Below are 16,823 nucleotides of genomic sequence, written 5' to 3' on the forward strand. Positions count from 1 at the left end.
GGGCTTGCGTTCGACCGGGACGGCTTTGTTGCGCTGTTCAACGCGCAGCAGCTTACGGCCTTCAGGTGCCAGGGTCATGAGGAACTCCATAATTCAGGTGGCGCGGACGCACCACGATGATTCGGTTCCTCCCCGCTCTGTATTGGACCTGAGAGTTTCCGCGTCCCTGCCTTGCGGCTGGACGCTTGCACCGTCGGTGAGTCCGGTTGCCCGGGCTGCTTTCCAGAGTTGCCTTGCCGCGGCGGTACATGGGCCTGAGAGATTCCTGGGGAGGATTTGCTCCTACGGCGCCTGCTGAAACGTACCGGCAGGGCTCTCCCGCCGCAGATCATAAGCGTGTGCCGCCTTCCGGTGACACGTCTCACATGGTATCCGGTGCCTGTGCGGCACGCAAAGGGCACGTGAGCATTCGTGAAGCTAAATCCTGCGGTAACTAAGGTCGAAGATCATGCGCCCGGCCTCGTGGGCCTTGTTTTCGAAGCTGGTGCGGATGCGGCCATCGAAGCGCGGAGCCCATCCGCCTACGTGGTCCACTCCCTCGTTGGGGCCGGTGTGCTCGGTGCTGACCGGTGCCCGGCCTTCCTTGACGGGGGCCCCGCCCACCATGGATTCGACTCCGGATTCCCACACTTGGGTGAGGGGGCTGTCCGCGCCGGCCCGCTCGCCGTCGTGCAGGTTTTCAAACTCGGTTGAGCCGGCCAGGACCTCGCGGACGTGGACGGCGTAGTTGGACCAGTCGGTGGCGATCCGCCACAGGCCACCCTTCTTGACGGACCGCGCAGCGAGTTCGGCGAACGCGGGCTGGATGAGGCGGCGTTTGTGGTGCCGGGACTTGTGCCAGGGGTCGGGGAAGAAGACCCAGAGCTCGCTCACCGAACCGGCAGGAAGCATGGTAGCCAGGACCTCGGGCGCGTTGGCTTCGACCACCCGGACGTTGCTGAGCCCGCGGCTGTTGATCTTGATCATGGTGTTGGCCAGGCCCGGGGTGTAGACCTCCACGGCGAGGAAGTCCTTGTCCGGGTTCTCCTCCGCAGCGTGGCATACGGCGTCGCCGAGTCCCGAACCGATTTCAACGATCAGCGGTGCCTTGCGCCCGAACTCCGCTTCGGCGTCGAACACGTAGTCCGGGTGCACCGAGGTGTTGGCGACATGCCGCGGAACCTGGATGGCCCAGCGGTCCGAGTGCTCTTCCCACGCTGCCTGGCGGCGGCCCTGGAGGCGCGTCCCGCGGCGCACGAAACTGACCGGCCGGCCGCCGTAGGTGCCGAAGGAGGCCTGGCTCCCTGGGGTCACGGGGCGCGAAGACTGCGGTGTTTCAGGGGATTCTGGGGTTTCACTCATCCCCTCCAGAATACCGTTGCAGGACCAAACGCCCGCGGCGGAACCTGCGCACTCTCCCGTCACGAGGCGCCCGCCCACGGGAGTGACTGCCAGAATGGGTTGGTGACCCCCGCTTCAAGCGCCCCCAAGAACACCAAGCCACACTCCGGCGTCGCCGAGATACTTGTCGACGCCGAGATCGACGAGCTCCCCGCCGCCGAGCCCACCCAGGTCAAGACGCGCGGCGGACTCGTCTTCCTGGGGATCTGCCTGGTGCTCATCGGGCTGAACCTGCGGACGGTCTTCTCGAGCTTTTCGGCTGTCCTTCCGGAAGTCACCGCCGACGCCGGTCTGCCGGGCTGGGCGGTGGTTGTCCTCACCACCGTGCCGGTGACCTTGCTGGGTGTCTTCGCTCCGCTGGCGCCCATCCTGGCCCGCCGTTTCGGTGCCGAGAGGGTGCTGCTCGGCGCGATGGCCGTGCTGACAGCGGGGCTGCTGATCCGACCCGTGGACCTCGCCGGAGCGGGGCACTTGCCCGCACTGCTCACCGGAACCGCGGCGTGCGGCGCCGCGATCGCCCTGTGCAACGTGCTGCTGCCCGGCGTGGTCAAGCGCGACTTCCCGCATCGGCTCGGACTCATGGGCGGCCTGTATACGACGGCGATTTGCGCGTCTGCCGCGCTTGGTGCCGGTTTCACCTACCCCGTCTTCACGGCGGCCGGGCACTGGACCTCGGCGCTGTGGTTCTGGGCGCTGCCCGCCGCCGTCGTACTTTTGCTTTTCCTGCCGCTGGCGATCCGCCAGCACCCCGTCCGCCACAACGCGGCCGACGGCGGTGCGAACGTCTGGCGTTCCGCCGTCGCCTGGCAGGTCACCGCCTTCATGGTGTTCCAGGCGATGATGTCCTTCAGCGTGTTCGCCTGGTTGGCGCCGATCCTGCGTGACCGCGGGATCGACGGCGGGACGGCCGGCTTGATCGTGTCGGTGTCGATTGTCCTGCAGATGCTTGGTTCGTTCGTTGCTCCGGGGCTAGCGGCCCGGTTCAAGGACCAGCGCGTCATCAACACCGTGGTGGCGCTCATGACCGGGGGTGGCTTTGCCTTGAGCATTTTCGGCCCCACGGACCTGATCTGGGTGTGGACCGGACTGTTGGGCCTTGGCCAGGGGAGCCTCACGGCCGTGGCGTTGACCATGATCATGCTGCGTACCCGCGATTCGCACACCGCCGCGCACCTTTCGGGCATGATGCAGGGCGTCGGCTATGGCTTGGGCTCCACGGGAACACTGATGGTCGGCCAGTTGCACCAAGCGACCGGTGGCTTCGCCGCAGCCGGCATCCTGTTCCTCGTGGTGGGGTCCCTGGCGGCCTTCTTCGGGTTCCGCGCCGGTCGGAACCGCTACGTCGGCTAGCCCGACTGACTCGCAGTTGTTGTCGTTTTCAGGGCTCAAAACGACGTTAACTGCGAGTCAGTTGGGTCCGAACGGGGGAGGTTAGTGCGTCAGGTCCTTGCCCTTGGTTTCCGGGATCATGAAGGCGAAGGCGATACCGATGGCCAACAGGATCACGGCGTAGACGTTGAACATGTTGGCTTGGCCGATGCTGCCGAGCCACGTCTGCAGGTACGGGGCCGTCCCGCCGAAGACCGCAACGCAGATGGAGTACGGGACGCCGACGCCGACGGTGCGGATCTTGGTCGGGAACAGTTCGGCGTACACGGCCGGGACAATCGAGGCGCTGCCGGCAATGAAAAACAACATCACGGACATCGAAACGGCAAGCTGCCAAGGGGAGTCCTTCAGGAGCCACGTCATGGGGAAGTGCAGCAAAGCCGCCCCGGCGGAACTCACGATCAGCACGGGCTTGCGGCCGATGCGGTCGGACAGCTTGCCCCAAAACGGCAGCGACGCGATGAACGCGACGTTGCCGATGACGCCGGCCCACAAGGCTGCGCCACGATCCATCTTGAGGCTGCTGGCCGCGTAGCTCGGCGCCACGACGCCCCAGATGTAGTAGACAACGGTGAGGCCGACGGTCAGCCCGATAACCTGCAGGGCCTGCTTGCGGTATTTGACGATCTGCGGCCACATGGGCTCGCGCTTTTCCTTCGGAGCTTCGGCTTGGAACGCTTCGGTCTCCTTCATTTTGGCTCGCATGACCAGGGCGTAGATGCCCAGGGCACCTCCCACCAGGAACGGCACGCGCCAGCCCCAGGCGTTCATGTCGGCCTTGCTCAGCACACCGGTCAGGATGGCGCCCAGCAGCGTCCCGGCAAGGATGCCGGCTGTGCCGGAGGTGTAGATGAGGGTCGCCCAGAAGCCGCGCTTTTCCTTGGGCGCCATTTCGGACAAATACGTTTGCGACGACGGCAGCTCGCCACCGTGGGCGAGGCCCTGGATGAGGCGGGCCACCAGGAGCATGACGGATGCCAGGGCCCCAACGGCCTGGAATGTCGGGGCGATACCGATCAACAGGCTGCCGACAGCCGCGAGGCCGACGGCGATGGTCATGGACGTCTTGCGGCCGATCCGGTCGCCGATCCAGCCGAAGACGAAGCCGCCGAACGGCCGGGCCACGAATCCGACGGCGAAGATCGCCAAGGTGGAGAGGACCGCGGACGTGGGGTCGGCGCTGCTGAAGAGCGCGCTGGCGATGAAGGGCGAGAACGTGGCGTAAATGGCCCAGTCGTACCATTCGACGGCGTTGCCGATGCCGGTGCCGATGAGGGTTCGCAGATGGGACTTGTGAACCTGGGCTGTGGCTGAAGCGCCTACGGTTGCGGTCATGTCTTGCTCCAAGGTCTGGGGGTGGTGGTTAGTTGCCGGCGGCGAGAGTGGCGATACGAGAGACCGCGAGCTCTGCGTAGAGCGCCGCACCATCGGACAGGACGCCGTCGTCGAACGTGGCGTAGGGAGAGTGGTTGAACGGTGAGGTGGTGTGGTCCACGCCCCGCGGCACGGCGCTGAGGCCCACGAAGGTTCCCGGAACTTCGGCCAGGACCCGGGAGAAATCCTCCGAGCCACTGATCGGCGTGGCCCAGCGGGAGAGCCGGGAATCGCCGAACATTCCCGAGATGACGTCCTCGGCGGTGTGCGTCTCGTCCTCGTCAGTGACGGTCATGGGGTATTCGCCGCGGTAGTCGACGTCCACCTCAAGGCCGTGCGCGGAGGCAATGCCCTTGAGGAGCTGCGGAATCGCAGTCATCATCCGCTCGCGGGAGGCTTCCGAGAATGTGCGGATGGTGGCTTCGAAACGCGCGGATTCGGGGATGACGTTGCGCTTGGTACCTGCCTGAAGCACGCCCACGGTCAGGACTACGGGATCGAACATGTTGAACTGACGCGTGATCATGACCTGCAGCGCCGTCACCATTTCCGCGGCCGCGGTCACGGGGTCCTTGGCCGAATGCGGCGCCGAGCCATGGCCGCCTGCGCCCAGGACCGTGACGAAGAGCCCGTCCGACGCGCTCATCATCACGCCAGCTTTGGTGCAGAACTGGCCGTGAGGTTCCAGTGAGGAGAAGACATGCATGCCGTAGGCGGCGTCAACACGGCGGCCTGCGGCGTCGAGGACGCCTTCGCGGATCATGTGGCCGGCGCCGTCGAAGCCTTCCTCGCCGGGCTGGAACATGAGGACGACGTCGCCGGCCAGCTGGTCGCGCCGCTCGGCCAAGAGGGTTGCGGCTCCGGCGAGCATGGACGTGTGGAGGTCGTGGCCGCAGGCGTGCATGGCGCCGTCGATCTTCGAGGAGAACTCGACGCCGGTGCGCTCCTGGACGGGGAGTCCGTCCATGTCGGCACGGAGCAACACAGCCGGCTTCTGCGCTGAGGCGTGCGCCGCCCCGCCCCGCAGGACTGCGGTGACCGACGTCGTGCTCTCGCCAAGGGTGATTTCGTACGGGAGTCCGTCGAGCGCCTTGAGCACCTTTTCCTGGGTGCGCGGGAGGTCCAGGCCGATTTCCGGTTCCTGGTGGAGCTCGTGGCGGAACCGGGCGATTTCTCCCTGCATCTCTTGGGCGTCTGAGGCGATCGACATCTGTTCTCCTGTTTCCTGAACGATTGGTAGGTATCCATAGCCATTGTGGAGTGACTAGCCTCACAATCTTCCAAAGCCCTGTAAAAATTCAGGAACATGCCAGAATTAACAAGAATCGCGCATCGACTAGGAGAGGATCGCTGATGGAACTCAGTGAAGAGGACCTCCGGCTGATCAATGCCCTCCAGATCTCGCCGCGGATCAGTTGGTCCGACGCCGCGGAGGTCCTGGGCGTCCACGCCACCACGTTGGCCTCCCGATGGGACCGCCTGCGGGAATCCGGAGCCGCTTGGACCACGGCGCACCTCATGGGCGACCCCAAGCATGCCTGCCTTGCCCTGTTGGACGTGGACTGCGAAATGCACCTCAGGCCAGAGGTAACGGCCGCGCTCGCGGCAATTCCGGAGATCATCACGGTCGAGGAGGCTGCCAGCAACCGTGACCTCATGCTGACCGTGATCACCCAGGACCTCGGTGAGTTCAGCAGCCGGCTATTGCCCCAGCTCAAGGAAATCCGGGGGCTCACCAAATACCGGACCTCGCTCTGCACCCGGATCCACACGAGCGGCTATGCGTGGCGGCTCAACGTCCTGAGCCGGGCGGAGCAGCAGGCCCTCCGCGCCCTCGCCGGGCCGGAAGCGCTCAATCCGTCCGCCCCTTACGCGCAGGTCACCCCGTTGCCGGCGAGCCATATGGAGCTCTTTCCCTTCCTCGCCCGGGACGGACGGGCTTCGGCCGCGGAAATCGCACGCGCACTGGGGCGGCACCCTGCAACGGTGCAACGGCAGCTCGGCCGGGTGCTCGCGAGCCGGATGCTGTCCTTCCGTTGCGAAATCGCCCAGCAATTCTCCGGCTATCCCATGACGTGCCAATGGTTCGCGAATGTCCCAGCAGGCCAGCACGAGGCCGCGGCCGCCGAGTTGCGGGCCGTCAGGAACGTCAGATTCACGGCCTCCACCACCGGCAGCACCAACTTTGTGATCATCATGTGGCTGCGCTCGCTGGCCGAGGTCATGGAGATGGAACTCGCCATCCAGCAACGCATTCCCGGGATCGAACTCGTCGAAAGCGTCGTGATGCTCAGCACGGCCAAGCGGGTCGGCTGGATGCTGAACCCGGACTCGACGGCGACCGGCGCCGTCGTGCCGACCGCCGCCGTCGTGCCGACCGCCGCCGTCGGCTTGGCTTAGAGGCCGGCGTTGTAGACGTCTAGTCCGAAGCGGTTCAGCCCAGGGGTGCCTGCGTAGCCGAGATACGGGAGGCCGAAGGTGTCTTCAATGCTGGCCAGCAGACTGTAGTGGTTGTACGGCGTGGTGGACCAGGTGCCGCCCTTGGTGAAGGGGGAGATGACCAAAGCGCCCACCCGGCCGCCGCCCTGTCCGACAATCCCGGGAAGCGGGGAGTTGGGCCCGGGGCCCTCGCCGCAACACGCGGAAGCGTCTGATTGGGGGCTGTCGGATTCGTCGAAGGTGATCACCAGGACGCCGTCCTGGCGGAAGGCGGGAGACGAGGTGATCAGCGGAACGTACTGCTTTAGCCAGGCATCGGCGCTGGTCAGGCCGCCGGGCTGTCCGTCAACGCAGGGGGAGTCGTGTCCGTCATGGCAAAGGTTCGGCGTGATCATGGACAGGTTGGGCGTGGTGGAGACCGAAGCGAGATCGGTCTTCAGGGCTCCGAGGTCCACGTTGTTCTTCGCACAGTCCGGCGATCCCGTGATCCCCGCGAAGTAGACAAAGGGGTTGTGGCGGGCCGCGTACTGGTCCCCGACCCTTGCTTTCTGGGTGTCATCGGGTGCGCCGAGGGCCGGGTGGCGGCACGGCGTGCCCATGTCCTCCATGTAGCCCTTCCAGGTCTTCCCGGCTGCCGTCAACTGGCCCGCCACCGTGGGCACATCGGCGGGGAAAACGCAGCCGTCCCCAACGGCCTGGCCGGGATCTGCTGTTCCGGTCTTCGCGAACGGGGAGTACGTCTGGCAATCGGCCTGCATCTGCGGGTTGGGTCCTTGACCGGAAATCTGGGCGACGTAGTTCGGCTGCGAGTTGTGTGCCGTGCCGAAATACTGGTTCAGCAGGACGCCTTGGTTGCGCAGTGTGGTGGAAAGGTACGGTGCCGCCGAACCCGGTCCCCATGTGGTGTCGTACCCCTTGTTCTCGAGGTTGATCACGAACACGTGCTTGGCTCCCGGGAGGTACCCGGAGCTCTGGACGGTTTGGGGTTCGCTCGCTTGTGCCTCGGTCTGCTGCAATCCGAAGGCGATGCAGGAGGCGCCCAGCAGGACGACCAGCAGCGCAGCGAATCCGAGCCGCATCTTGGAAATGGCGAAGTTCTTGAAGGTCATGGCAGGGTCCATCCGTCCGCAAGTGCTTTCTGTTTCAGGCCGGCCCACTCTTCCTCCGCCGGCGGCCCGACAGGCGAGCAGGCCGGTCCGGCGGCATAAGGCGGCACGAGGTACGTGGGAGCGGTCAAATTGGGTGCTGATTGGAAATCAAGCACTTCGGCGATGTTGCGCGCGGCATTGTCTCGAGGCGTCAGGGCTTGAAGCCCCCAGCGCCACTCGATGGCCTTCAGGATTGAGGTGTGGTCGTAGGTATCATGCGCCACGTATTGCCTGCGGGCGCGCGGAGAAATGACCATGGACGGGACGCGGAAGCCGCGCCGGGCGGTATCCGGATTGCTGTCCGGTGCCGTTTCCGGTGGCACGTGGTCGTAGAACCCGCCCCATTCGTCGTAGTTGACCACCAGCATGGTGTTCGCCCAGTTGGGGCTTTTGGTCACGGCTTTGTAGACCTCCGCCAGGAAGAGCTCGCCCGAGCGGATGTCGGCGTGCGGGTGGTCGTCGCCGGAGGTTCCGCTGGACTCATCCGTGAAGCGCGGATCCACGAAGGACACCGAGGGCAGCTTGCCGGAACTGCAGTCGCTGAGGAACTCGGCGTAGGGCCTGGAGATGCCGAGGTACTTTGTTCCCCAGAGGGCGGTAAAGGGAACGTCGCCGTAGTAGTACTTTCCCTGAACGCCGGCGGCTGCCAAGCGGTCCCAGATCGTGGGCAGGGTGCTGGTGACGGTCGAGTTATGGAGCCTGTCCGTGGCAGCAGAGTGCTGGTAGAAGCGGTTCGGATACGTTTCGGCGAGGGTGGCTGCGAAATAGCGGTCGCAGACGGTCCAGTCGGGACCCGCTTGGCGCCAGAAGTCGAGGTCGCTCGAATCGTAGTATCCCACGGCGAATTCATCGTTCTCGCCTGCCCGCAGCCAGCCGTCGTTCTTGCCGTTGTTGAACTGGATCCTGCCGCCCTCGTAGGAATGGTCAGGGTCCGGATGCCCACAGCCCTGGAAATCCGTCAGGTGGTGGGTTGTATGCGGAATGCCGTAGCGGTCAACGAACGTCAGTCCGGCCTGTTTTCCATCCGCGCCAGGCATCCAGCCAAGGAAATGGTCGAACGAGCGGTTTTCCATCATCACCACGATGATGTGGTCGATGCCTGAGGAACCGGGCTGTGGGAGTGCGGTTGCGGCGGGCACGGTCCTCACAGTGGCGCCGCTGACAAGCGTCGCAGCCGTGGCAGATCCGGCAACGGACAGGAAGTTGCGTCTTGTGAAGTTCACGCCAAGCAGTGCATCACGGAATGATTACGGGAACAACCGATAGTCGGCTATTTAGTACAGAGTTTGCCCAGAGTTAATTTCAGGTGAATATTAATCACTTGAATGGATTTTGAAGGTGGCCCCAAACTCGTTTGGGCTTCTAGGCTGGGATGATGACAAGCCACGACGCAACAGCCGGCATACTGCAACGCCCCTATCTCCTGGCGACGGCGGGTGCCTGTGCGTTGGTCTTCCTGGCAGCGTTCGAATCCATGGCCGTCACTACCATCATGCCGCTCGTGAGCCGCGATCTGGACGGTGCCGGACTCTATGCGTTGGCCTTCGCCGGTCCGCTCGCCACGGGCGTGATCGGCATGGTGGCCGCAGGAAACTGGGCGGACAGGCGTGGGCCGGCCGCCCCGCTGTACGCATCCGTTGCGCTGTTCGCGGCCGGGCTGCTCATCGCCGGTACCGCGCTTTCCATGCAGATGCTCGTGGCCGGCAGGCTGGTCCAAGGCCTCGGCGGAGGCGCCATGACCGTGGCGCTGTATGTGGTGATCGCCCGGGTCTACCCCGCCAGGTTGCATGCCCAAGTCTTTGCCGCGTTCTCGGCGGCCTGGGTCATTCCCTCGATGATCGGTCCCTTCGCCGCCGGCGTGGTTGCCGAGTTGAGCAGTTGGCACTGGGTGTTCCTCGGGGTCGTGGGTTTGGTGGTTCCGGCCTTGGCAATGATCCTTCCCGCCATGCGGGGGGTGCGGTCCACGCCGGACGCGCGGGAGGCGGGCTCCTCGGAGCCAGGCTCCCCCAAGGCGGGCGCCGGAGAGGCGAAGCCTGGAGGCGCCGATGTTCCCTGGGCCTTCGGCCGCATGGGGTGGGCCGCGCTCGCCGCCCTTGCGGTTCTCGGCCTGAACCTCTCCGGACAGCTGCCCGGCGTCGGATGGATGATCGCCGCCGTCGCGCTCGTCATCGCCATGCTGGCAGTGCGGCCGCTGGTCCCGCGCGGCACGCTCGGCGCGCACCGCGGATTGCCAAGCGTCATCCTCATGCGCGGAGTTGCCTCAGCAGCCTTCTTCGGTACCGAGGTTTACGTGCCGTACCTCCTCACGGAGCGGTACTCGTTCTCCCCGGCATTCGCCGGACTTGCGCTGACGGGATCGGCGATTGCCTGGGCAGCGGCGTCCGCGGTCCAGGGCCGCATGGGTTCCCGGCTCGGCAACGCCCTTGCAGTCAAGATCGGGTCTGCGCTGGTGCTCGGTTCGGTGGTCATCGTCCTCGTGACCACGGTGCTCGCGTGGCCCGCCGGAGTGGCGATTGCGGGCTGGCTGTTCGCGGGCGCCGGGATGGGCCTGATGTACCCGCGGTTGAGTGTCATGACCCTGGCGCTCTCCAAGCCCGAGGATCAAGGCTTCAACAGTTCTGCGATGTCCATCTCCGATTCCCTCGGCGGCGCCCTCTCGCTCGCCGTGACGGGTCTCGTCTTCAGTGCGCTGACGACGACGGCGGGTTCCTTCGCGGGGGTGTTCGTCCTGACGTCGGCCATCGCCGTCGTCGGGCTCGTCATTGCGCCACGGGTCGCGGCCCGGCGGCCTTCTGGTGCTGAACATGCGGTGGACGCCGAGGCGCACCGCGCAGCCGAAGCGGACGACGTGCGGGCCTAGGACGTGTGAGCCCCGGATGTCCGGGTGGCCCGGAGCACGCTGTCGATGGTGGTGGCGTGTTGGCCGTCAGGGCCCGTCACCGCGCGTTCGCGGGAATCGGCAACGTTGATCCGCCACGTCCCCGGACCGTTTGTGAGCGCCTCGACCAAGTCCTCGGGAGTGAAGAACTTGTCTTTCATGTCCTTGTGCCCGCTCCACGGAGTCAGGCCATCCGGATGATGCCCGACAACCAACAAAGCGCCGCCGGGAGCCACGGCCGCCGCGGCCGAGGCCAGGAAATCGCGCCACGGAAGAAGCGGAGAATGCAGGAATTGGGAGGACACCAGATCGAAGCCCGCTTCCGGGTGCCACGAGCCGAAATTCCGTTGCAGCCACGTGATCCGGTCCGGTAGCCCGACGTCGACGGCATGGGCTTCTGCCCGTTCGAGCGCGACGGCGGAGACGTCCACCGCGGTCACCGTCCAGCCATGCTGGGCGAGCCAGATGGCGTCCGCACCCTCCCCGCAGCCGAGATCCAGGGCGGTGCCGGGAGCCAGTCCCTTGGCTTCCGCGATGAGCTGCGGATTGGGATTCCCGCTCCACCTCTTCGCCTTCTCCCGGTAGACCTCGTCCCAAAACTGCGCCGGGTCGGCGTCCTGGTCAGGGTTGCTGTGAAGGTGGGCTCCGCTGTCGTGGATTTCGCCGTGAAGGTGGGCTCCGCTGTCGTGGATTTCGCCGTGAAGGTGGGCTCCGCCGTCGTGCTGGTGCGTCATGGCTCAAGCCTGCCCCGAGGTGCCCCCGCGAGGCAACGCCTGTACCCACCCAACTGACTCGCAGTTGTTGTCGTTATAAGCCCTCAAAACGACAACAACTGCGAGCTAGTTGGGGGACGGGGACCGCATGAAAGTACCCTGTGGAAAGGCCCGCGGCCCGCGGATGCTAGAATAGATCTACTTGATGTGCAGTGATGCCCGCTTAGTCCCCGAATTTGGCTTGGTTCCAAACTTGGGAAGTGGGCTTTTTTCATGTGAGAGGCACATCCTGCGTCGATGAACGCGTTTTCTCTGGTCCCGGCCACGGCTTATTGCCTACCGGTCGATCACTGACTTTTTCCTCGGCGAACCCTTGGCCCAACCGGCGTCGGGGGACGATGTCCGTTGGACACCGCCAGAAAGACCCTTGAAACACATGACTACTTTTGCTGCCCTTGGCACGCCCAAGGCCATCGCCGAGTCCCTCGCTGCAGATGGCATTGAAGAAGCTTTCCCCATCCAGGTCAAGACCCTCCCGGATACGCTCGCAGGCCGCGACGTCCTGGGCCGTGGCCGCACCGGCTCCGGCAAGACCATCGCTTTCGCTATCCCGCTTGTGGCACGTCTCGCCGAGCGCGAAGCCAAGCACTTCCGCAAGCCCGGCCGCCCCATGGGACTGGTCCTCGCGCCGACCCGTGAGCTGGCCACCCAGATCAACGCCACCATCGAACCGATGGCCAAGGCCATGGGCCTGAACACCACGGTCATCTACGGCGGCATCTCGCAGGCACGCCAGGAAAAGGCGCTGCGCGCCGGCGTCGACATCGTCATCGCTTGCCCGGGCCGCCTCGAGGACCTCATCCGCCAGCGCATCCTGACCCTCGAAGCCGTCGAGATCACGGTCCTGGACGAGGCCGACCACATGGCAGACCTCGGCTTCCTCCCGGTGGTCAAGAAGCTCATGGACATGACCCCCACCCAGGGCCAGCGCCTGCTCTTCTCTGCGACGTTGGACAACGGTGTTGACAAACTGGTCAACCGTTACCTGTCCAACCCGCTGACCCACTCCGTGGACGACCCCCAGGCCGCCGTCACCACCATGGAGCACCACGTCCTGGTGGTCAACGACCAGACCGTCAAGAAGCAGCTGATTGTCGAGCTGGCCTCCGGCGCCGGCCGCCGCGTCCTCTTCATGCGGACCAAGCACCACGCCCGCAAGCTCGCCAAGACCCTGACCGACTGCGGCATCCCTGCCGTCGATCTTCACGGCAACCTGTCGCAGAATGCCCGTGACCGCAACCTCGCCGAGTTCTCCAGCGGTGAGGTCCGGGTCCTGGTGGCCACCGACGTCGCGGCCCGCGGCGTGCACGTCGACGACGTCGAACTCGTCATCCACGTCGACCCGCCCACAGAGCACAAGGCTTACCTGCACCGCTCAGGCCGTACGGCCCGCGCAGGTTCCGACGGCACCGTGGTGACGCTGACGCTCCCCGAGCAACAGTCCGACGTCAAGAAGCTCATGAAGGCTGCCGGCGTCGACGTCTCGTTCGAACGTGTCACGGCCAACTCTCCCCTGATTGCCGAGCTCGTGGGCCAGGTCGCCGACAAGGTTGATCCCCGCACCCGTGCGGCACTGCTCGCAGCGAAGACCCAGCAGCCGGGCGGCGGCACATCCACCGGTGCCAACGCCCAGCGCAAGCGCAACCGCCGCACCACCCAGGCTGCACCCACTGCGGGTGGCCGTGGTGGTCGCGGTGGCCGTGGCAAGGTTGCGGCCGAGCCCGTGCGCACCGACATCAACCGCGCCGAGCGCCGCGCAGCAGCGAACGACGACGTCGCCCGCAGCACGCGTGGACGCGGCAACGCAGCTTCCGCTCACCGCAACGACGTTCCTGCTGCTCGTGGCCAAGGTGCGCAGGGTGGTCGCAGCGGCCGTCCGGCAACCGGCCAGCGTGCAGCCGCGGGCAACCGCTCGGCGTCGGCCCCGCGCACGGAATCCGCAACTTCAACGCGCACCGGTGGCAACAAAGCTGTCTGGTCCTCGAACACGGGTGGCAACTCCGGTGGCTCCTACGGCTCGGGCTCGGGCAATTCAGGTGCCGGTCGTCCGGCCCGCAGCGGCCCGCGCCGTGCCTCGGCTCCGGCGTCGAACGAGCGCCGCGGCCGCTAAGCCGCGCGGGGTCTAGGGGCTCCCGTCCCCGTAGGGACTACCACCCGCGTTCGCGCCATTCCGCAAGGTGTGGCCGCTCTGCACCGAGCGTGGTCGGATCTCCATGGCCCGGATGCACCACGGTGTCGTCCGGGTAGGCCTCGAACAGACGTTCGCTCACATCGTTCAACAGCGACGTGAAGCGGGCGGCATCGTTCTGCGTGTTGCCAACTCCTCCGGGGAACAACGAGTCGCCGCTGAAAATGTGCGCTGGCCCTTCGGGGTCCAGGTACACGTAGGCGATCGAACCCGGGGTGTGGCCGCGCAGGTGCACAGCGGTGATGTCGAAACCGTCGAAGTTTCCCACGTCCCCATGGTGCAACTGCACGTCCACGGGCACTGGGAGCGCGTCGGCGTCGTCCACTCCGGCCGAGGTCTTCGCGCCCGTAGCTTCCACTAACCCGGGCAGCGCGCGGACGTGGTCCCAATGCTGGTGGGTGGTGGCGATGAGGGCAAGTTTCGGTGGCGATGCGGCGTCGGCGACCGACTCCGCAAGCATTGCTTGGATCGCCGGAAGGTCGTCCGCGGCGTCGATCAGGAGTTGCGCGCCGCTTGCCTTGGCGGTGAGCAGGTACACGTTGTTGTTCATCTCGCTGACCGAGATTCGCCGGATGGTGATGTCACGCAGTGAATGAATGAGTGAGTCCATTCGTCCACTCTACGGAAGCCGCCTGCGGCTCACCGACTACTCGCGGCCCTGTGAAACCCAGGTGGGATCCGCGGACCGTGAGCCGACGACGGCGTCCGCGGCGCCGTCGAGCACGTCCAGTTGGGCGGCACTCAACTCGAGCGACAAGGAACCCAGGTTCTCATCGAGGCGGTGCGCTTTGCGCGTTCCGGGGATGGGGACCACGCTGAGCTGGAGGCGGCGGCCCTGGGCGTAAAGCCAGGCCAGAGCCACCTGGGCGGGAGTTGCCTCCCGGCCGGTGCTCTCGGACAGCTCGGCGGCCACGGCCCGCACTGCGGCAACAACTGCCTGGTTGGCGTCGAGTGCGCCGTCCGCAAAACGGGGGATGCGGTGCCGGAAATCGTTCTCGCCGAGTTGCTCGGCGCTGACGGTGCCGGTGAGGAATCCCCGGCCAAGCGGCGAATAGGGTACGAAGCCCACACCCAGCTCTGCCGCGGTCGGGACGACGTTGCGCTCAACGTCCCGGCTCCAGATGGACCACTCGCTTTGCACGGCTGCGATCGGGTGCACGGTGTTGGCTTCCCTCAGCTCCTCGGCTGTCACTTCCGACAGGCCAAGGTGCCGGACTTTGCCAGCCCGGACAAGCTCTGCCATGGCCTCCACGGTTTCCACAATCGGAACGCGGAGGTCGCGGCGGTGCATGTAGTAGAGGTCGATGACGTCGGTGCCCAGGCGGCGGAGGCTCGCTTCCGCCGCCTGGGCCACGTACGCGGTATCTCCCCGGACATCGGTGTAGCCCTCGCGCGGGTTGCCCACGATGCCGAACTTGGTGGCCAACTGAACCTCGTCGCGTCGGTCCCTCAGCAGCTTCGCGATCAGTTCTTCGTTGTCGCCCGCGCCGTAAATGTCGGCGGTGTCAATGAAGCTGATGCCTGCATCCACGGCGTGATGCAGCGTCTTGAGGGATTCGGCGGGATCCACCTCGCCGTACACGGGGGTCAATGCCATCCCGCCGAAACCGAGGGGGCTCACGGTCAGGCCGTCACCGAGTTGTACGTTCGTGGTTTCCGGGCTCATGGTGCTTCTCCTTCGCCGAGTGTTCGTCTCACTGCTGGCAACCCCGTGGCGCGGGGGAGTATTCCGCGCTTATCGTTGGGCGGGCTCGCTCACTTCTTCACGCTTCTCCGTGGGAAGGGCCTTCAACCCGGCCGCGCAACCCACGATTCCCGCAATGAACAGCAGCTTGAGCGGGCTGGCCGGTTCGACGCCGGTGGCCATCGCCCAGCCAACGGTCAGTGCTGCCCCGATCCCGACCCAGACGGCGTACGCCGTGCCCAGGGGAATCCGTTTTACTGCGATGCCGAGTCCGATCATGCTGAGGCTTGCCGTGACGGCGAAGACCACGGTGGGGAGGGCTTCGCTGAAGCCGTCGGACAGCCCGAGAGCCGTCGCCCATACAGCTTCGAGCACGGCGGAGGCCAGCAGAATGGCCCATGCGAACTTGGCGGTCATGGCTACGCCACCACTTTCAAGCCGACCACGCACACACCGATTCCGGCGAGCAGGAGCAGCCGGGCCGCCGTCGGGCGCTCAACTTTGGTGATCATCGCGTATGCCGCCGTGAGGACGACGCCGACTCCCACCCACACCGCATACGCGGTTCCGGTGGGGATGGATTGCATCGCGAAGGCCAGGCCCGCGGTACTCGCAACCACGGTGACGAGGAAGACGGCTGAGGGCAGCGGCTTGCGGAAGCCCTTGGAGCGGTGGAGAGCTGCGGCCCAGACGGCCTCTAGAGCGCCGGACAGAATGAGGATTAACCACGACATGACAGATCCTTTGGCCAGTCTTGTCGCGTGCCGGGTACTGAACCGTCGTCCGGAGGTCCCTCTGCGGGCCTTCCTTCGAGGCTAGCAAATCCCGACGCCGGGTGGCCAGCTTTGGTGGCGAGCCTCACCAAGGGACATGTCGCCGCTGGGACTAGGAGTGCGCATGCTCCACGCGGTCGATGGAGATGACAGCGAGGAAGCCACGGCCCAGGATTTCCGGGCTGCGGGTATCGGAACCTACTACCGCGTCGTAGCGCGCGAGTTCCACAGACTGGGGCTCTGCAGGCGCGGCGGCAGTTCCACCATCCGGGCCGTCCCCGGACACAGCCGATTCCGCGGGCTCCGCGCCGGGACTAACAGAAGCCTTGCCCTCCAAAAGGACTGCCAACTGACCTTGGAACACCGGGTGTGCGCGCTTCTTGGAGAGCTCGATGATGGACGTGTAGCCCTTGAATTCGCCGGCCCTGGCGATCACATTGAGGTCCCGGATGTCGCCGGTCGGGAGTGCGCTGGCCGAAGCCGCCTCGCCGGAAAACCGGAAAGGCCGGTACTTTTCCAAGGGGTGCTCTTCGCCGTCCACCGTGAGCAGCAGCAATTCGCCGTCGATCACGGTGATGACGCGCTCCATGCCGGGGAACGTCGAGAAATCGCCGGCCGATCCGACGTCGGCGATGCTGACCCGCCAGTCCCATGCTCCGTCCTGCGCCGATGCCACTTTCGGATGACTGGCGAGTTCGCGGGTCACCCCGCCTCCGTTGCGCCACGGTTCGGGTTTGAGCTCGGCAAAGCGGATGATCTCCATGCGCTCCAGCCTAGCCCGGGCCCGCGGTTGGCCG

General features: G+C 65.8%; 15 protein-coding genes and 3 riboswitches. Of the genes, 4 read left to right on the top strand and 11 right to left on the bottom strand.

What is annotated here, in order from left to right; translation table 11 throughout:
- Positions 1-127: 127 nt before the first annotated feature.
- Positions 128-231: riboswitch (glycine riboswitch) on the bottom strand.
- Between the two features lies 1 nt (position 232).
- Positions 233-331, bottom strand: a riboswitch (glycine riboswitch).
- A gap of 86 nt (positions 332-417) precedes the next feature.
- Positions 418-1,341, bottom strand: a complete 924-nt coding sequence (gene trmB / locus AC3WJM_RS16880) for a tRNA (guanosine(46)-N7)-methyltransferase TrmB (protein WP_492272454.1) — start codon at positions 1,339-1,341, stop codon at positions 418-420.
- Positions 1,342-1,443: 102 nt separating this feature from the next.
- Here trmB and AC3WJM_RS16885 point away from each other — a divergent pair, with 102 nt between their 5' ends.
- The gene (locus tag AC3WJM_RS16885; protein ID WP_492272455.1) at positions 1,444-2,730 is read left to right on the top strand and encodes an MFS transporter; all 1,287 of its coding nucleotides are present in this window, start codon (positions 1,444-1,446) and stop codon (positions 2,728-2,730) included.
- A gap of 81 nt (positions 2,731-2,811) precedes the next feature.
- Here AC3WJM_RS16885 and AC3WJM_RS16890 read toward each other — a convergent pair whose 3' ends face one another.
- Both AC3WJM_RS16890 and AC3WJM_RS16895 read right to left on the bottom strand, forming a co-directional pair.
- Positions 2,812-4,104, bottom strand: a complete 1,293-nt coding sequence (locus AC3WJM_RS16890; protein WP_307055425.1) for an MFS transporter — start codon at positions 4,102-4,104, stop codon at positions 2,812-2,814.
- Positions 4,105-4,132: 28 nt separating this feature from the next.
- Positions 4,133-5,353, bottom strand: coding sequence for a M20 metallopeptidase family protein (locus AC3WJM_RS16895; protein WP_492272456.1), 1,221 nt, complete (start codon positions 5,351-5,353; stop codon positions 4,133-4,135).
- 143 nt (positions 5,354-5,496) lie between these two features.
- On the opposite strand from AC3WJM_RS16895, the gene AC3WJM_RS16900 reads away from it, so the two are divergent.
- Positions 5,497-6,543, top strand: a complete 1,047-nt coding sequence (locus AC3WJM_RS16900; RefSeq protein ID WP_492272457.1) for an Lrp/AsnC family transcriptional regulator — start codon at positions 5,497-5,499, stop codon at positions 6,541-6,543.
- On the opposite strand, the gene AC3WJM_RS16905 is transcribed toward AC3WJM_RS16900, so the two are convergent.
- Positions 6,540-7,691: an alkaline phosphatase family protein gene (locus tag AC3WJM_RS16905; RefSeq protein WP_284991886.1), complete on the bottom strand. Its 1,152-nt coding sequence runs from the start codon at positions 7,689-7,691 to the stop codon at positions 6,540-6,542. The genes AC3WJM_RS16900 and AC3WJM_RS16905 overlap by 4 nt on opposite strands.
- The gene (locus tag AC3WJM_RS16910) at positions 7,688-8,953 is read right to left on the bottom strand and encodes an alkaline phosphatase family protein (protein ID WP_492272458.1); all 1,266 of its coding nucleotides are present in this window, start codon (positions 8,951-8,953) and stop codon (positions 7,688-7,690) included. The genes AC3WJM_RS16905 and AC3WJM_RS16910 overlap by 4 nt, the downstream gene beginning before the upstream one ends.
- 152 nt (positions 8,954-9,105) lie before the next feature.
- On the opposite strand from AC3WJM_RS16910, the gene AC3WJM_RS16915 reads away from it, so the two are divergent.
- A complete protein-coding gene (locus tag AC3WJM_RS16915) occupies positions 9,106-10,590 on the top strand; it encodes an MFS transporter (protein ID WP_492260280.1) in 1,485 nt (494 codons plus the stop codon).
- On the opposite strand, the gene AC3WJM_RS16920 is transcribed toward AC3WJM_RS16915, so the two are convergent.
- Complete coding sequence (locus tag AC3WJM_RS16920; protein WP_492272459.1) at positions 10,587-11,342, bottom strand: SAM-dependent methyltransferase; 756 nt, start codon at positions 11,340-11,342, stop codon at positions 10,587-10,589. The genes AC3WJM_RS16915 and AC3WJM_RS16920 overlap by 4 nt on opposite strands.
- 415 nt (positions 11,343-11,757) lie before the next feature.
- On the opposite strand from AC3WJM_RS16920, the gene AC3WJM_RS16925 reads away from it, so the two are divergent.
- Complete coding sequence (locus AC3WJM_RS16925; RefSeq protein WP_284991890.1) at positions 11,758-13,491, top strand: DEAD/DEAH box helicase; 1,734 nt, start codon at positions 11,758-11,760, stop codon at positions 13,489-13,491.
- A gap of 37 nt (positions 13,492-13,528) precedes the next feature.
- On the opposite strand, the gene AC3WJM_RS16930 is transcribed toward AC3WJM_RS16925, so the two are convergent.
- The 5 genes from AC3WJM_RS16930 to AC3WJM_RS16950 form a co-directional block, all read right to left on the bottom strand.
- Complete coding sequence (locus AC3WJM_RS16930; RefSeq protein WP_492260283.1) at positions 13,529-14,179, bottom strand: MBL fold metallo-hydrolase; 651 nt, start codon at positions 14,177-14,179, stop codon at positions 13,529-13,531.
- Between the two features lie 36 nt (positions 14,180-14,215).
- Positions 14,216-15,235 (bottom strand): aldo/keto reductase, encoded by a 1,020-nt coding sequence (locus AC3WJM_RS16935; protein ID WP_492272460.1) that lies wholly within the window; start codon positions 15,233-15,235, stop codon positions 14,216-14,218.
- Between the two features lie 69 nt (positions 15,236-15,304).
- Positions 15,305-15,670, bottom strand: coding sequence for a DMT family transporter (locus tag AC3WJM_RS16940; RefSeq protein ID WP_059389909.1), 366 nt, complete (start codon positions 15,668-15,670; stop codon positions 15,305-15,307).
- 2 nt (positions 15,671-15,672) lie between these two features.
- A complete protein-coding gene (locus AC3WJM_RS16945) occupies positions 15,673-15,987 on the bottom strand; it encodes a DMT family transporter (RefSeq protein ID WP_059389910.1) in 315 nt (104 codons plus the stop codon).
- Between the two features lie 9 nt (positions 15,988-15,996).
- A riboswitch (guanidine-III (ykkC-III) riboswitch) is annotated at positions 15,997-16,062 on the bottom strand.
- Positions 16,063-16,138: 76 nt separating this feature from the next.
- Positions 16,139-16,789 (bottom strand): HutD/Ves family protein, encoded by a 651-nt coding sequence (locus tag AC3WJM_RS16950; RefSeq protein ID WP_284991893.1) that lies wholly within the window; start codon positions 16,787-16,789, stop codon positions 16,139-16,141.
- Positions 16,790-16,823: the final 34 nt, after the last annotated feature.

The organism is Arthrobacter sp. FW306-1B-G06A (genome assembly GCF_058781765.1).

Excerpts from the sequence above, each read along its gene's own strand:
- AC3WJM_RS16925 (WP_284991890.1), top strand. The coding sequence starts at position 11,758 with ATGACTACTTTTGCTGCCCTTGGCACGCCCAAGGCCATCGCCGAGTCC.
- trmB (WP_492272454.1), bottom strand. The coding sequence starts at position 1,341 with ATGAGTGAAACCCCAGAATCCCCTGAAACACCGCAGTCTTCGCGCCCC.
- AC3WJM_RS16920 (WP_492272459.1), bottom strand. The coding sequence starts at position 11,342 with ATGACGCACCAGCACGACGGCGGAGCCCACCTTCACGGCGAAATCCAC.
- AC3WJM_RS16935 (WP_492272460.1), bottom strand. The coding sequence starts at position 15,235 with ATGAGCCCGGAAACCACGAACGTACAACTCGGTGACGGCCTGACCGTG.
- AC3WJM_RS16900 (WP_492272457.1), top strand. The coding sequence starts at position 5,497 with ATGGAACTCAGTGAAGAGGACCTCCGGCTGATCAATGCCCTCCAGATC.
- AC3WJM_RS16890 (WP_307055425.1), bottom strand. The coding sequence starts at position 4,104 with ATGACCGCAACCGTAGGCGCTTCAGCCACAGCCCAGGTTCACAAGTCC.
- AC3WJM_RS16945 (WP_059389910.1), bottom strand. The coding sequence starts at position 15,987 with ATGTCGTGGTTAATCCTCATTCTGTCCGGCGCTCTAGAGGCCGTCTGG.
- AC3WJM_RS16915 (WP_492260280.1), top strand. The coding sequence starts at position 9,106 with ATGACAAGCCACGACGCAACAGCCGGCATACTGCAACGCCCCTATCTC.
- AC3WJM_RS16895 (WP_492272456.1), bottom strand. The coding sequence starts at position 5,353 with ATGTCGATCGCCTCAGACGCCCAAGAGATGCAGGGAGAAATCGCCCGG.
- AC3WJM_RS16940 (WP_059389909.1), bottom strand. The coding sequence starts at position 15,670 with ATGACCGCCAAGTTCGCATGGGCCATTCTGCTGGCCTCCGCCGTGCTC.
- AC3WJM_RS16930 (WP_492260283.1), bottom strand. The coding sequence starts at position 14,179 with ATGGACTCACTCATTCATTCACTGCGTGACATCACCATCCGGCGAATC.
- AC3WJM_RS16905 (WP_284991886.1), bottom strand. The coding sequence starts at position 7,691 with ATGACCTTCAAGAACTTCGCCATTTCCAAGATGCGGCTCGGATTCGCT.
- AC3WJM_RS16950 (WP_284991893.1), bottom strand. The coding sequence starts at position 16,789 with ATGGAGATCATCCGCTTTGCCGAGCTCAAACCCGAACCGTGGCGCAAC.